The sequence below is a fragment of the Thiobaca trueperi genome, assembly GCF_004342175.1.
Lineage (GTDB): Bacteria > Pseudomonadota > Gammaproteobacteria > Chromatiales > Chromatiaceae > Thiobaca > Thiobaca trueperi.
In genome coordinates, this window is sequence record NZ_SMAO01000002.1 from 17,116 (window position 1) to 30,538 (window position 13,423).

Annotated in this window: 14 protein-coding genes and 1 pseudogene; 9 read left to right on the forward strand and 6 right to left on the reverse strand. The window is 60.3% G+C overall.

All coding sequences use genetic code 11. The features are described from left to right. Positions 1 to 27 precede the first annotated feature (27 nt). The 4 genes and pseudogenes from EDC35_RS03315 to EDC35_RS03330 form a co-directional block, all read right to left on the reverse strand. Positions 28 to 1,116 (reverse strand): annotated as a pseudogene (locus EDC35_RS03315) (methyl-accepting chemotaxis protein); the annotation flags it as partial. A 308-nt stretch (positions 1,117 to 1,424) separates the two neighbouring features. Then, complete coding sequence (locus EDC35_RS03320) at positions 1,425 to 2,030, reverse strand: chemotaxis protein CheW (protein ID WP_132975747.1); 606 nt, start codon at positions 2,028 to 2,030, stop codon at positions 1,425 to 1,427. Positions 2,031 to 2,035: 5 nt separating this feature from the next. Further along, the gene (locus tag EDC35_RS03325; RefSeq protein WP_132975749.1) at positions 2,036 to 2,464 is read right to left on the reverse strand and encodes a response regulator; all 429 of its coding nucleotides are present in this window, start codon (positions 2,462 to 2,464) and stop codon (positions 2,036 to 2,038) included. Between the two features lie 107 nt (positions 2,465 to 2,571). Then, positions 2,572 to 2,988: a response regulator gene (locus EDC35_RS03330; RefSeq protein WP_132975751.1), complete on the reverse strand. Its 417-nt coding sequence runs from the start codon at positions 2,986 to 2,988 to the stop codon at positions 2,572 to 2,574. A 256-nt stretch (positions 2,989 to 3,244) separates the two neighbouring features. On the opposite strand from EDC35_RS03330, the gene gshB reads away from it, so the two are divergent. From gshB to EDC35_RS03375, 9 genes are all read left to right on the forward strand, one after another. Continuing rightward, positions 3,245 to 4,201, forward strand: coding sequence for a glutathione synthase (gshB, locus tag EDC35_RS03335; RefSeq protein ID WP_132975753.1), 957 nt, complete (start codon positions 3,245 to 3,247; stop codon positions 4,199 to 4,201). A gap of 4 nt (positions 4,202 to 4,205) precedes the next feature. Beyond that, on the forward strand, positions 4,206 to 5,180 hold the full coding sequence (locus EDC35_RS03340) for an energy transducer TonB (RefSeq protein ID WP_132975755.1): 975 nt from the start codon (positions 4,206 to 4,208) through the stop codon (positions 5,178 to 5,180). Positions 5,181 to 5,275: 95 nt separating this feature from the next. Next, complete coding sequence (locus tag EDC35_RS03345; protein ID WP_132975757.1) at positions 5,276 to 5,839, forward strand: YqgE/AlgH family protein; 564 nt, start codon at positions 5,276 to 5,278, stop codon at positions 5,837 to 5,839. A 135-nt stretch (positions 5,840 to 5,974) separates the two neighbouring features. Further along, the gene (gene ruvX, locus EDC35_RS03350) at positions 5,975 to 6,412 is read left to right on the forward strand and encodes a Holliday junction resolvase RuvX (RefSeq protein WP_132975758.1); all 438 of its coding nucleotides are present in this window, start codon (positions 5,975 to 5,977) and stop codon (positions 6,410 to 6,412) included. Between the two features lie 7 nt (positions 6,413 to 6,419). Then, positions 6,420 to 7,019 (forward strand): bifunctional pyr operon transcriptional regulator/uracil phosphoribosyltransferase PyrR, encoded by a 600-nt coding sequence (pyrR, locus tag EDC35_RS03355; RefSeq protein ID WP_132976283.1) that lies wholly within the window; start codon positions 6,420 to 6,422, stop codon positions 7,017 to 7,019. Beyond that, the gene (locus EDC35_RS03360) at positions 7,016 to 8,011 is read left to right on the forward strand and encodes an aspartate carbamoyltransferase catalytic subunit (RefSeq protein ID WP_132975760.1); all 996 of its coding nucleotides are present in this window, start codon (positions 7,016 to 7,018) and stop codon (positions 8,009 to 8,011) included. Before pyrR ends, EDC35_RS03360 begins: the two co-directional genes overlap by 4 nt. Beyond that, on the forward strand, positions 8,004 to 9,332 hold the full coding sequence (locus EDC35_RS03365; RefSeq protein WP_243651398.1) for a dihydroorotase: 1,329 nt from the start codon (positions 8,004 to 8,006) through the stop codon (positions 9,330 to 9,332). Before EDC35_RS03360 ends, EDC35_RS03365 begins: the two co-directional genes overlap by 8 nt. 783 nt (positions 9,333 to 10,115) lie before the next feature. Beyond that, a complete protein-coding gene (locus tag EDC35_RS03370) occupies positions 10,116 to 11,471 on the forward strand; it encodes a GmrSD restriction endonuclease domain-containing protein (protein WP_132975762.1) in 1,356 nt (451 codons plus the stop codon). A gap of 47 nt (positions 11,472 to 11,518) precedes the next feature. Then, positions 11,519 to 12,166 (forward strand): NAD(P)H-dependent oxidoreductase, encoded by a 648-nt coding sequence (locus EDC35_RS03375; RefSeq protein ID WP_243651399.1) that lies wholly within the window; start codon positions 11,519 to 11,521, stop codon positions 12,164 to 12,166. 139 nt (positions 12,167 to 12,305) lie between these two features. Here the strand turns inward: EDC35_RS03375 and EDC35_RS03380 are convergent, their stop codons facing one another. Together EDC35_RS03380 and EDC35_RS03385 are read right to left on the reverse strand one after the other, a co-directional pair. Next, on the reverse strand, positions 12,306 to 12,491 hold the full coding sequence (locus EDC35_RS03380; protein ID WP_132975764.1) for a hypothetical protein: 186 nt from the start codon (positions 12,489 to 12,491) through the stop codon (positions 12,306 to 12,308). An 82-nt stretch (positions 12,492 to 12,573) separates the two neighbouring features. Continuing rightward, on the reverse strand, positions 12,574 to 13,245 hold the full coding sequence (locus tag EDC35_RS03385) for a Bax inhibitor-1/YccA family protein (RefSeq protein ID WP_132975766.1): 672 nt from the start codon (positions 13,243 to 13,245) through the stop codon (positions 12,574 to 12,576). Between the last annotated feature and the right edge of the window lie 178 nt (positions 13,246 to 13,423).

The window sequence follows — 13,423 nt, forward strand, 5'->3', positions numbered from 1 at the left end:
GGCCGCTACCCGTGGTGAGCCTGTCCGTTAGGGGAGCCGGAAGCCCGCCACCGATTGCTGTAACTCGACGGCCAGATTGGCCAGCTCTTCGACCGAATTCGCCGCGCGTCGGGTGCCATCGGTGTTCTCCTCGGTGATGGCGCGAATGGCCTGCACCGTCTCGTTGATCTCGGCGGACTGGCGCGACTGACGCTGGGAGGAATCAGCGATGCGCTTGGTGAGTTCGGCGATATAGGCCGAGACGTTCTCGATCTCGCGCAGGGCGTCGCCCGCGTTTTCGGCCAGATTGGCGCCCTCGACCACGCCGGCGGTGCTGGCCTCCATCGAGCTGACCGCCTCGTTGGTGTCGGCCTGGATGGTGCGCACCAGCACCTCAATCTGCTTGGTGGCGTTGCGCGAGCGCTCGGCGAGTCGCTGCACCTCGTCGGCCACCACCGCAAAACCGCGCCCGGCCTCGCCGGCCATGGCCGCCTGCATGGCGGCGTTGAGGGCCAGGATGTTGGTCTGGTCGGCGATGTCGTCGATCAGCTCGACGATCTCGCCGATCTCCTGCGAGGACTCGCCCAGACGCTTGATGCGCTTGGAGGTCTCCTGGATCTGCTCGCGGATGGCGTCCATGCCCTGAATGGTGTCGCGCACCGTCTGTGCGCCGCGTCCCGCGACCTCGACCGAGCGTGAGGCGACCTCGGCGGACTCACCGGCGTTGCGCGCCACTTCATCGATCTGGAGCGTGAGCGACTGGACGGCAGTTGATGCCTGGGTGATCTGGAGCGACTGCACGCTACTCGCCTCGGCGAGCCGCAACGAGATGGAGCGGCTTTCCTGGGCCGAATGGGTGACTTTGGCGGCGGTGTCGTTGATCGTCGTGACCAGCGCCCGCAGCGCCTCGATCGCATAGTTGATGGCGTCGGCGATGGCGCCGGTCTTGTCTTCGGTGACGGTTGCCTGGACGGTCAGATCGCCATCGGCGAGATCGCCCATTTCGTCGAGCAGACGCAGGATCGCGCGCTGATCCAGTTCGCTCTGGGTCTTGGTCGTCTCCTCGCGACGTCTGGACTCGCGCACCGAGAACAGGGCGAGCAGACCGACACTTGCCAGGGCCAGGGCAGAGAACAGCAGGATGCCGCCCGCGCCGCCCAGCATCAGTGACTGCGGCGCAGGCGTGGTGGCGGTCTGACTGAGTTCGAGATAGCTTGAGAGCGATAAAACCGCGAAGATCAGTGCCAGTAGCGACAGCAGGAGCGTGATCCACCGCGAGCCGCCGGCCCCGTTCCTTCCCCTATTCATCTTCATGTTATTCGCCATCTGGTGCCGACTCCCGATGCGTGGGTTTGCTATCTCTGTTATTCACTCAGGACAATCCATCTTAAAAAATCCGCTGGCCGGGCGACCGGCGCTGACCGCCGGCTCGGGTCTGGTTGCACTCAGTTCATGGCCGCGTTGAACAGTGGGTCAGTCATCATCTGGCGCAAGGCAATAACCGGCACCTTGATCCCGTCGAGCAGAAAGGACGATTCGACGTAGGGTCTGCTCGCGCCCAGTTCTGCCTGGACTTCATCGACCCGGTCGCTGAATTTGATATGACGCATGCCGATGGCTTCAGAAACGGCCAGGCCGCAGGGCAATTCCTCCTGTCTGACCACCAGCACACGCTCACGCCGTCGATGTGCGCCGTCGCGCCGACGCTCCAGGCCGGGTTCCTTCCGCTGCTGGCGAGGCGCTGGCTGACCGCCTTCGATCAGGGTGGCCAGATCGTAGATCGGCAACAGGGTTCCACGGTTGTTGGCAACGCCCAGAAGCCAGGGCTTGGTGCCCGGCACCCGCGTGATCTCCCACGGCAGATCCAGAACCTCTGCGATCTGTTCCAGCGGGGTGAGGAAAAGCTGCGACCGCACCCGGAACAGAACCGCCGCCCAGGTGTCAGGAGGCGTCATGGTGTCCGATGCGCCGGCCATCTGAGCGCGACAGCGCGCGTCAAGATTGCGAATCAGCGCATGCAGATCGGTTTTGGAACGATGGGTGCGGGCCATCGATGTCAGGCACCCAAAAGAGCGCGGATGCGCTCCAGCAGGAGGTCGCGGTCAACGGGTTTGATCAGATAATCATTGGCGCCCTGACGCAAACCCCAGGCCTGATCCGTCTGCATGTCCTTGGTCGTCACCATGATGATCGGAATCTCGGCGGTTTCGGCGTCGCGACGCAGCATGCGCGTTGCCTGGAAACCGTTAAGCACCGGCATGATGACATCCATCAGGATCAGGTCGGGATGAATCAGGCGTGTGACTTCAATGGCTTCCTGACCATTGACCGCCGTGACCACCCGATACCCCGCCTTGGTCAGCAGGGTGGAGAGAATATGCGTCTCGGTGGGCGAATCATCGACCACCAGCACCGTTGCGGTGTCGGCAGCGGGCGCGCTGGCGTTCTGATCAGGCGGATTCGATTTGCGAAATAAGCGTCTCATGGCGTGCCCTGGGGCTGGTCGGCAAATAAAGTATTCAACGAATCGCAATGGGTCTCGACAAACAACGGATGGCGATGACTGTGTGCCATGTGTCTGCTCCCCGGCATTCAGGACGCCTTTTGCCCCGGTGTGTGGTCGCGGCTCAGATTGCCACGCACCGCTTCCAGCAATTCCTCTCCGGTAAAGGGTTTGGAGAGATAGAGCTGCGCCCCGACCAGCTTGCCTTTGGCCCGGTCGAAGAGTCCGTCCTTGCTCGACAGCATCACGACTGGCGTCTGCCGGAGGGCGGGGTTGCTCTTGATCAGCGCGCAGGTATGGTAGCCGTCGAGCCGGGGCATCATGATATCGACGAAAACCAGATCGGGCTTGAAGGTGACGACTTTGCCGAGCGCCTCGAATCCGTCCTCCGCAACACAGACCTCACAGCCGGCCTTGAGCAGCAGACTTTCCGCCGTGCGTCGGATGGTCTTACTATCGTCGATGACCAGGATCCTGGCGCCGCGTAAATCAGGGTTGTCCATCATGCTCCGTCACATTTGCGGCTTCTTGCCGCAGCAGGTTTTGGAGAACGGCTAGATCTAGCCGCAATTTGTACCACGGTCGAGCCAATGCGTCGATGTGATCGGCGTCACCATTTTGAACATTGGTGGCATGATAGCAGGCTCCAACTGAATTCTCACGGAGACAACGCACATGGTTCGTGAAGATTAAATGACCCTGATGACTCGCGCGAGCATCAGGGTCTGACAGCCCTCAAACTGCTGAAGTACACTGAACTCCATGCCTATCGAAATCGGTTTTGTGATGGATCCGATCGGCTCCATCCGCATCAAGAAAGACAGCACCTTCGCCATGATGCTGGCCGCGCAACGGCGTGGCTGGACGCTCTGGTACATGGAGGTGTCCGACCTCTCGCTGCGCGACGGTCGCGCCTTTGCGCGGATGCGCCAGATCGCGGTGACTGACGATCCCGGCGGCTGGTATCGCTTCGGCGCGGAGACCACCCGTCCGCTCGCCGAACTCGCCACGGTCCTGATGCGCAAGGATCCGCCGTTCGATATGGAATATATCTACACCACCTATCTCCTGGAACAGGCCGAGCGCGACGGCTGTTTCGTGGTCAACCGTCCGCGCAGCCTGCGCGACGCCAACGAAAAGGCGTTCACGGCGATCTTTCCGTCGTGTACGCCGCCGACACTCATCACCCGCCGCGCCCAGGACATCCGCGCCTTTCACGCCGAGCACGCCGACATCATCCTCAAGCCGCTCGACGGCATGGGCGGGGCATCGGTGTTTCGGGTGTGCGCGGACGACCCCAATCTGAGCGTCATCATCGAGACCCTGACCGGCCATGGTCAGCGTTTCTGCATGGCGCAGCGTTTCATCCCGGACATCCGCGACGGCGACAAGCGCATCCTGATGATTCATGGCGAGCCTGTGCCTTACTGTCTGGCGCGCATTCCTGCGCCGGGCGAGACCCGGGGCAACCTCGCCGCCGGCGCCTCCGCCGAGGCCCGGCCCCTGACCGCGCGCGACCGCTGGATTGCCGCCCAGGTCGGCCCCGAACTCAGGGCGCGTGGCATCCTCTTCGCCGGGCTCGACGTGATCGGTGATTACCTCACCGAGATCAACGTCACCAGCCCCACCTGCATCCGCGAACTGGATGCCGCCTTTGGTCTCGATATTGCGGGCGATCTGATGGACGCCATCGCGGAGACCCTTGGCGCGCCGGCCTGACCACATGTCCAAGCCATCTGACGAACTGGCGATTCCGCCACGTCTCCTGGCGTCGCCCGGCAGTTGTGCGCCGCCGCTTCTGGCGCCCGCGTTGGCCGGGGCCGCGCTGCTGCATCTGCTCCTGATTCTCTCCATTTCATCCCTGCCGTCCAAACCGCCGCCCGTTCCGGAAACGGCGCTGGAGGTGTTGATTCTGAGCGAAAACGGGCAGGCCACCAGGCAGCCGGCGCCGGATGCCGCGCGCTCGCAGCGCAACCGGATCGGTGCCTCGCCGGGCGGTGATGCGGTCGTGTCCAGTCAGTCGGACCTTGCGCCGCCGACTGAATTGACGCCAGCGGAGCCGGATCCGGTCCCGCCAGACATCCTGCCGGATCCGCAGCCGGCACCGCCGCCTGAGCCGCCGGCAAGCCGGATGCCATCTGAAACGCCGTCCGGCCCCCAGACACCAGCCGTGCTGGCCGCGCAGACGCCACCCAAATCCAGGCCACCGCCGCCGCCCGATCCGCTGGCGCCCCGTGAAATCCCGGTGGATGCGGCGCAGATCCTCGCCAGTCGCGGCCAGGAGATCCATCGTCTGACCACCAGTCTGGAGGCGCGTGCCACGGCTTACGCCAGTCGTGTGCGGCGCAAATCGGTCAGCGCCAGCACCCGCGAGTTTCGTTATGCGAATTATCTGGGCGCCTGGGCGCGCAAGGTCGAGCGGATCGGTAATCTCAACTATCCCGCCGCCGCCAGGGAGCAGCATCTCTATGGCAGTCTGATCCTGCATGTGGCGGTGCGCGCGGATGGCAGCGTGGAAAACATCCGGCTGGTCCGTTCATCCGGCTTCGCGCTGCTGGACGAGGCGGCGATCCAGATCGTCGAGCTGGCGGCGCCTTACTCACCCTTTCCACCCGATATCGCCGCCGAGACCGATGTGCTCGACATCATTCGCACCTGGCAGTTCACGCGCGGGGGCGTGCTCGGCTGGGAGCGATAGCAAAACGGCCATCAAGTGCGCGATACTAAACGGCGTCCAGCCGCGTCGAACGGTCGTACTTGCCACTCAGCGTGCCGATCAGGATACTAGCGTCCATGTCTTTCAGTACCTCACTCACCAATCACTTTCTGATCGCGATGCCGGGTCTCCAGGATCCCAATTTCGCGCGCACGGTCACCTATGTCTGCGAACATACCGACCAGGGCGCCATGGGCATCGTCATCAATCGCCCGCTGGATGTCACGCTCGGTGAGCTGTTCGCCCAACTGGACATCGTCACCGTGCGTCCCGGTGTGCGCGAGATTCCGGTCTATCAGGGCGGCCCGGTGCAGACTGACCGTGGCTTCGTGCTCCATACCGCTGGCCCGGCCTTCGACTCCACGCTCAACATCACGCCTGATATCAGCGTCACCACCTCCCGGGATGTCCTGGAGGCGATCGCCAGCGGCGAGGGGCCGGAACAGACCCTCATCGCGCTCGGCTATGCCGGCTGGGGCGGCGGTCAGCTTGAGCAGGAGATGAGCGCCAACGCCTGGCTCAACGGCCCGGCGAGCAACGACATCATCTTTCGTCTCGATCCCGCCGCACGCTGGATGGCCGCCGCGCAGTTGCTGGGGGTGGATCTCAATCTGCTCAGTGGCGAGGCCGGCCACGCTTAAACCGCGCCCCGTGCGGTATGCGATGTTGCTGGTTTGGATCGATCTTGGCCCCATTGACGACCGTCTGAGCCGGCGCGGTTTAAGAATTAAAAACAAAAATTTGCAAAATCCTGTTAAGCCCGTCCGGATGCACGCATGACCACCCTGCTCGGCTTTGATTTCGGCCCGCGCAAGATCGGCGTGGCGGTGGGCCAGATGGTCACGCGCTCGGCAAACCCGCTGATCACCCTGCGCAGCCGCAATGAGCAGCCTGACTGGGCGCGGATCGAGACCCTGATCCGTGACTGGAAACCCAGCGCACTGGTCGTGGGGCTCCCGTTCAATATGGACGACACCGAAGTGGACTGGTCGCCACGGGTTCACCGTTTCGCCCGTCAGCTTCATGGTCGTTACCATCTGCCGGTACACCTGGTTGATGAGCGTCTGACCTCCATTGAGGCCCGTCGCCAGCTTGCGGCGCGTCCCGGCCACAAGGCACCAACCCTGGAGGCCGTCGATGCGCTCGCGGCCGCACTCATTCTCGAAACCTGGCTCGGCGAGCAACCACCTGTGAGTGATCATCCCTGTGACTAATGTCTCTGTGAAGAAGGCGACGATCTGGAAAGACACGCCCGACATCGATGCCGCCATGGTCCGCATGGCCGATGAACTGGTCGCCCTGCTGGCCCGGCGCGGCATCGCCGATCCCCTGATGATCGGCATCCATACCGGCGGGGTCTGGATCGCCGAGCGGCTGCATGCACGGCTGGGGCTTGGCGAACCGCTCGGTTGTCTGGACATTTCCTTCTATCGCGATGATTTCAGCCGCATCGGCATGCACCCCGAGGTCAAGCCCTCCCGGCTGCCGGTGTCGGTCGATGACCGTCATCTGATTCTGGTCGATGACGTGATGCACAGCGGTCGCACCATCCGCGCCGCACTCAACGTCCTCTTCGATTATGGCCGGCCCGCCTCGGTCATCCTCGCCACACTTGCCGAGCGCGGCGGTCGCGAACTGCCCATCGCGCCCGATGTGGTGGGGCTGCACGCCCATCTTGAAGGCGATGAGGAGATCAGGCTGACCGGTCCCGAGCCACTGCGAATGATGCGGGGACAGATCCCCGGAAAACCGGCGCTGAAGGGGGCTGATACCGGCCCCGACCACTCGTCGAACCTTGATCCAGTACAGGACCACCCATGAGTGACCCGAATTCGCAGCTCGACGCACAGGGCAAACTCAAACACTTCCTCACCATTGAAGGTCTGAATCGCGGTCTTCTGACCGAGATCCTTGACTATGCTGAGGGTTTTCTTGGCGTGGCCCGGCAGGCGGTGAAAAAAGTCCCGCTGTGCCGGGGCCGGGTGGTCGCCAATCTCTTCTTCGAGAACAGCACCCGCACCCGCACCACCTTCGAGCTGGCTGCCAAGCGTCTGTCGGCGGATGTGCTCAATCTCAATATCTCCACCTCGGCCACCGCCAAGGGCGAGACCCTGCTCGACACGCTCCGCAATCTGGAGGCGATGCAGGTCGATATGTTCGTGGTGCGTCACGCCCAAAGCGGTGCGGCGCATTTCATCGCCGCCCATGCCGCACCACATGTCAGTGTCATCAATGCCGGCGACGGGCGGCATGCGCACCCGACTCAGGCGATGCTCGACATGTTCACCATCCGCCGTCACAAGGGCGATTTCAGCCGGCTGCGGGTCGCCATTGTCGGCGACATCCTGCATTCACGGGTGGCGCGCTCGCAGATGCTGGCGCTCAAGGCGCTCGGTGTCCCCGATGTGCGGGTGATCGCCCCGCGCACCCTGATGCCGGCGCAGGTCGAAGAGGCGTTTGGGGTCAGTGCTTACCATGACCTGCGAGAGGGCGTGCGCGATGCGGATGTGGTCATCATGCTGCGCATTCAGCACGAGCGCATGAACAGCGCGCTGCTGCCCAGCGAGCATGAATATTTCCAGTTGTTCGGCCTGACCGAAAAGCGTCTCGCCACCGCCCGGCCGGACGCCATCGTCATGCATCCCGGCCCCATCAACCGGGGGGTGGAGATGGATTCGCAGGTTGCCGACGGCCCGCGCTCGGTGATCCTCGAACAGGTCAGCAACGGTATCGCGGTGCGCATGGCGGTCATGTCCATGTGTCTCGGCGCCCAGAATCTGCATACTCAGGGCCAGGGAGAGTTCAATGGCTAAGGATTATTCGACCGCATTGGGAATGGCGCACAGCGTCAGCATCCGTCATGGCCGTCTGATCGATCCCGCCAGCGGGATCGACCGCGAGACGGACATCCATCTTGCTGCCGGACGGGTACTCGCCATTGGCGACGCGCCGGCAGGCTTCGCGCCCGATCAGGTGATCGATGCCCAAGGTCTGATCGTCTGCCCCGGATTCATCGACCTCTGCGCCCGCCTGCGCGAGCCGGGTCACGAACAGAAGGCGACCATCGCCAGCGAGACCCGCGCCGCTGCCGCGTCCGGCATCACCACGCTCTGCTGTCCGCCCGACACCCTGCCGGTGATCGACACCCCGGCGGTTGCGCAGCTCGTGCAACAGACCGCCGCGCGTCTCGGTCATGCCCGCGTGCTGCCGGCGGGGGCCGTCACCCAGGGTCTGGAGGGACGCCGGATCGCCGAGATGGCGGCGCTCAGGCAGGCCGGCTGTCCGGTGCTGAGTCAGGCCGACCGGCCCATCCGTAACGCCCAGGTCCAGCGGCGCGCGCTGGAATATGCCGCCACCTTCGGGCTCACGGTCTTTCTCCATCCGCAGGATCCCGATCTGAGCGAAGGCGGCTGCGTCCATGAAGGCCGTGTCAGCGCGCGTCTGGGTCTTCCCGGCATCCCCGAGGCCGCCGAGACCGTCGCCGTTGCGCGCGATCTGGCGCTGGCCGAACAGACCGGCGCGCGCATCCATTTTCGTGGTCTCTCCACCGCGCGTGGGGTTGCCATGCTGGCCGAGGCGCGTCGTCGCGGGGTGCCGGCCAGCGGTGATGTCAGCCTGCATCAGCTTTTTCTGACCGAGTCCGATCTGGCCGACTTCGACGCCAACTGCCATCTGATCCCGCCGCTGCGCACCCGCGCTGACCGCGACGCGCTGCGTCAGGCGCTCGCCAGCGGCGACCTCAGCGCCATCTGCTCCGATCATCAGCCGCACGACGCCGACGCCAAACTGGTGCCCTTCACCGAGACCGCACCCGGCATCTCGGCGCTGGACACCCTGCTGCCGCTGGCGCTGCGTCTGGTCGAGGAGGGTGTACTGGATCTGGCTGGAGCCATTGAACGGCTGACCGTCGGGCCGGCGGCGATCCTCGGTCTCGACCTGGGACGGCTCGCCCCCGGCGATCCTGCCGACCTCTGCATCTTTGATCCCGAGATGACCTGGGTGGTGACCACCGAGACGCTGGTCAGTCAGGGACATCACACGCCGTTCCTTGGCCAGACCCTGCGCGGGCGGGTCGTCTGGACCCTGCTGGGCGGGCGGGTGGTGTTCGAGCGCCCCGAAAGCCGGACGCGCTAAATCAGGTGCAACCTGCTCTCAAGCGGGGCGGGGTATTTCCATCGGCTATTCGCCCCGTCATCAAACGCCGTGGACAGGGCGGCAAAGGTTGCGGTAACGATAGGCCCGATCCGGCCCGGCAAGCGTCCACGCTTGCGCTGGATTCTTGGCGGCGGCGGGGGGTATATTCCGCTCAGGCAGAGATGTTTTATGGCGCAGAGTGTGTGACCGAGAGAGCGGCGAGCCAGGATAGCGGCGGATGCGCTCGATCCGCCCTCGTTTGCGATGGAAACAGGATGGAGCGCCTGATCCCGCAAACGAGGCTTTTGCTTGATTAAGCGAAATGCCGCCTAAAGCAGAGGTCAGACCAGAAGATTGACGTAACGCATTGACAGAAAAGGGAAAGGAACAGCATTCGCCGTGGGCGGGGATTTTTAGGCTTCACTTTTGAGATGTAATCAAGCAGGATTCGGCGTCAATTTTGAGGTTGAATTGTCGTTGTCCGAACATCGCCATCAGATGAGCAACGTGTGGGAGCCGACGGTTGAAATGACAGGGAAAATATGCTGCTAAATCCATCAAGAAGCGATGGATAACTCTTGTTGATCCATCGCTTCTTGATGGATTTAGCACTCCTTGATTTCCTGCGCATTTCCCCCTCGTCTTTTCCCTCACCTTCTGTCCGTGGCGCTGTCGTACAACACGTCGCTTAAGCGGACGTGCGTCGAAGTTTGGCGTAGTGATTGAGCGTTGAAGCCGCACGCCGCTTAGCTTTAGTCGTTATCCACTAAAATTGGAGATCTTATGAATCCGGAAGATGAAATTGACTCTGATTTCAACTACGAAGAAGAAGCTGTAAGCAGTTATGTTGATTCGTTAGATGAGGGCGAACTCAATCCAGCAGCATCTCCACAAAAGAAAGTCGTGCTTGACAAAGCAGATAGGAGTCTTTCCGAACTTCATCGGTGGTACAAGTCGGGTCGAATCATTATTGATCCCGAGTGGCAAAGAAACTATGTCTGGGATTTATCAAGGGCATCAAAACTCATCGAATCATTTTTGCTAGATATTCCAGTTCCAGTTGTCTATTTAGCCAAGACAGATTCAGGTAAGTATGAGGTGATAGACGGCCTTCAGAGATTAACTTCTGTTTTTAACTTTTTTGATAACAAATACAAGTTGCAAAAACTCGACCTTCTTAGTGAGTACAAGGGGAAATCCTTTCAAGATCTTCCAACGGAAATCCAAAACAAACTGGAAGATTCGATATTGCGATCATTTGAGCTTTCAGATAGCCACGGGGATATCCATTTTGTTGTCTTCGAGAGGTTAAATACTGGTGGGATTAAGCTTAATGATATGGAAATCAGAAACTGTCTTTACAGAGGATCGTTGAACTCCCTCATTAAAGACTTGGCTAGGAACGAGAGCTTCAAGAAGGCGGTCAGCCAGAGAAATTTTGAGAAACGCATGCAAGACAGATCGTTGATCCTAAGATTCCTGGCTTTCTATGAGCGAACGCATCTTAAATGCACCCTTGGATTAAAGAGATTTCTGAATGAGTTTCTTGACACCTATAAGGATGCCAACGATGAGAAAATTGTCGAGTATCGTAAAGCTTTTGAAAAAGCCATGAAGGCATGCCTGACCGTATTTGGAGAGAGTTCATTCAGGCTGAAAAGCGATATTGCGAAGCCTGGAAAATTTAGCTCAGGCGAGTGGGCTACAAGACCAAACGCTGCAATTTTCCAAGTTATAGCAACTTCGTTTTCCTTGTATGATCTTGGGCAAGTTACCCAGAAATCCGATAGCATATATGAGTCATACTTGGATTTGATAAATACTGATCCTATCTGGGTTGATAGAGTTCGGCGAGCAACAGGCGAATCGACCAGATTAAAGTATGTTTTTGATACATGGCTTAAAAGACTTGAAGAAGTAATGGAAGATAGTGAGCCTCAGGATGTTAAGAGGGCATTTTCTCGGCAGCTAAAAAAAGAAATGTTTGAAGAAAACCCAACATGCGCGATTTGTGGGAACAAAATATCTCTTATTGATGATGCGGCGATAGATCACGACAACAGGTACTGGCTAGGTGGTAAGACTATCCCTGAGAATGCAAATCTTACCCATAGATTATGTAACCTTAAAAAGGGCTAACAAGGCGCTGTACCGGACGGCAATTCCGCTGCGCTTCATTACCGCCGGTGAGCTTGGTCGTTAGCCAGCATGCGCAACGCATCTCGCAGGCCGTTTTCAACATGAAGTGTCTCGTTGTAGTCGCCCATCCAATCCCCGAAAGTCTGTGCCATTCCCTGGCGAGATCGGCTATCCAGGCGTTGACCGAAGGCGGCCACGAGGTACAGGTCGAGAATCTCTATCAACCCGAGTTTTCGCCTTCGCTCACCATCAGTGAGCGTCAGAGTTATTATCACCCTCCGTTCGATTCCTCAGCCGTTCAGGCCCAGGTCCAGCGTTTGCTCTCCGCTGAAGCGCTCGTTCTGGTGTTTCCCACTTGGTGGTTTGGTTTTCCTGCAATCATGAAGGGGTGGTTCGACCGCGTCTGGGCGCCTGGTATTGCCTACGACCACGCCACCGATCTTGGCCCAATCAAGCCAAGACTCCATAACCTGCGCCGAGCGATTGCCATTACGTCGCTTGGGTCGCCGTGGTGGGTGGATCGTCTGCTGTTGTGGCAGCCTGTGAAACGCGTACTGAAAACAGCACTTCTTGGCACATGTGCGCCTGCATGCCGGTTCGAGATGTTGTCGCTCTACAAGGCAGAACGCCTTTCTCCCAAAGAGGTTGAGGCATTCTATTCGCGTATCGACAGAAGGCTTGCCAAATGGTCGTAGTGATTGATGGGCTTGGGCATGGTGTCGGTGAGACGCGCGCGAGTGCGTGGAGCGGATGCAGGCATGATGCCACGGTGACATGGCGACCTGTCACGATCTCTCACGCAAGTGCAGCGTAGCGACCCGATCAGGTCTTTCATCACCGCACCGCCATGATCAGCATGATGACAAAGAGGACGACGGCCCCAAGCGGCAGGATGGCTGCGAGCCAGTCGCCTTTTTGGGCTTTGGGACTATTTTCCTGCCAGTGTTTGTAGACGGGCCAGAGATAGAACAGCATCAGCACCAGCAATGCGGCGGCGGCGATCTTCAGAAACAGATCCATGGCATTCACCAGTCAGGGTGGTTGTGACAGAAACAAAAACCCCGGCGCGAAGCCGGGGTTTGCGTTAGGCGACAGTGAAAGGTCAGTCGTCGCCGCCCATGATGCCGAGGATCTGCAACAGGCTGATGAAGATGTTGAAGATGCTCAGATAGATGCCGTAAGTGGCCATGATGTAGTTGGTTTCCTCGCCCCGCGCGATCCGACCGGTATCGAACAGGATGAAGCCGCTCATCAGCAGGATGATGGCCGAGGAAATGGCCAGTGACAGTGCCGGCATCTGCAGGAAGATGTTGGCGATCACCGCGATCATGACGACCATCATGCCGGCAAAGATGAAGCCGCCCATGAAGCTGAAGTCACGTTTGCTGGTCAGGGCATAGCCCGAGAGACCCAGGAAGATGGCCGCCGTGCCACCGAAGGCGAGGCCGACGGTCTGCGGGCCATGCGGCAGGGCCAGATACATGCTCAGGATGGCGCCCAGTCCGAAGCCGAGCAGGCCGGTGATCAGGAAGATCATGCCGATGCCGGAGGCCGAGTTGGCGGTTCTGGGCAGCACGAAGATGCCGAGCACCATGGCGACGATGACCGACGCCAGATAGGTCCAGGACGGCATCGCGAGCGCCAGCGACAGCATTGCGGTCAGGGCGCTGAAGCCGAGCGTTGCCGCCAGCAGCAGATAGGTGTTTTTCAGCACCTTGTTGGCCGCAACGGCGGTCTGAGTGGTGCGAATGGCTGAAATGCCTGGATTGGCCATAGTGAAGCTCACTCCTTAACAGTTAGTGGCGGTTGCAAGTGGTTGCCGAGTCTCAGACTCGATGCAGGGTGTTGAGTTCCGAAGAATACCTGACGATTCGGTTCGCGCAAGTTTGATCGGCCTTGGGCAAATTCGCGTCATGATGGTATGCTCTGCACCCGCAGATGCGGTCGCATTG

What these genes read in the sequence shown, in the direction of transcription:
- EDC35_RS03320 (WP_132975747.1), bottom strand. Translation starts at nt 2,030, where the DNA reads ATGGCCCGCACCCATCGTTCCAAAACCGATCTGCATGCGCTGATTCGC.
- EDC35_RS03325 (WP_132975749.1), bottom strand. Translation starts at nt 2,464, where the DNA reads ATGAGACGCTTATTTCGCAAATCGAATCCGCCTGATCAGAACGCCAGC.
- EDC35_RS03330 (WP_132975751.1), bottom strand. Translation starts at nt 2,988, where the DNA reads ATGATGGACAACCCTGATTTACGCGGCGCCAGGATCCTGGTCATCGAC.
- gshB (WP_132975753.1), top strand. Translation starts at nt 3,245, where the DNA reads ATGCCTATCGAAATCGGTTTTGTGATGGATCCGATCGGCTCCATCCGC.
- EDC35_RS03340 (WP_132975755.1), top strand. Translation starts at nt 4,206, where the DNA reads ATGTCCAAGCCATCTGACGAACTGGCGATTCCGCCACGTCTCCTGGCG.
- EDC35_RS03345 (WP_132975757.1), top strand. Translation starts at nt 5,276, where the DNA reads ATGTCTTTCAGTACCTCACTCACCAATCACTTTCTGATCGCGATGCCG.
- ruvX (WP_132975758.1), top strand. Translation starts at nt 5,975, where the DNA reads ATGACCACCCTGCTCGGCTTTGATTTCGGCCCGCGCAAGATCGGCGTG.
- EDC35_RS03360 (WP_132975760.1), top strand. Translation starts at nt 7,016, where the DNA reads ATGAGTGACCCGAATTCGCAGCTCGACGCACAGGGCAAACTCAAACAC.
- EDC35_RS03365 (WP_243651398.1), top strand. Translation starts at nt 8,004, where the DNA reads ATGGCTAAGGATTATTCGACCGCATTGGGAATGGCGCACAGCGTCAGC.
- EDC35_RS03370 (WP_132975762.1), top strand. Translation starts at nt 10,116, where the DNA reads ATGAATCCGGAAGATGAAATTGACTCTGATTTCAACTACGAAGAAGAA.
- EDC35_RS03380 (WP_132975764.1), bottom strand. Translation starts at nt 12,491, where the DNA reads ATGGATCTGTTTCTGAAGATCGCCGCCGCCGCATTGCTGGTGCTGATG.
- EDC35_RS03385 (WP_132975766.1), bottom strand. Translation starts at nt 13,245, where the DNA reads ATGGCCAATCCAGGCATTTCAGCCATTCGCACCACTCAGACCGCCGTT.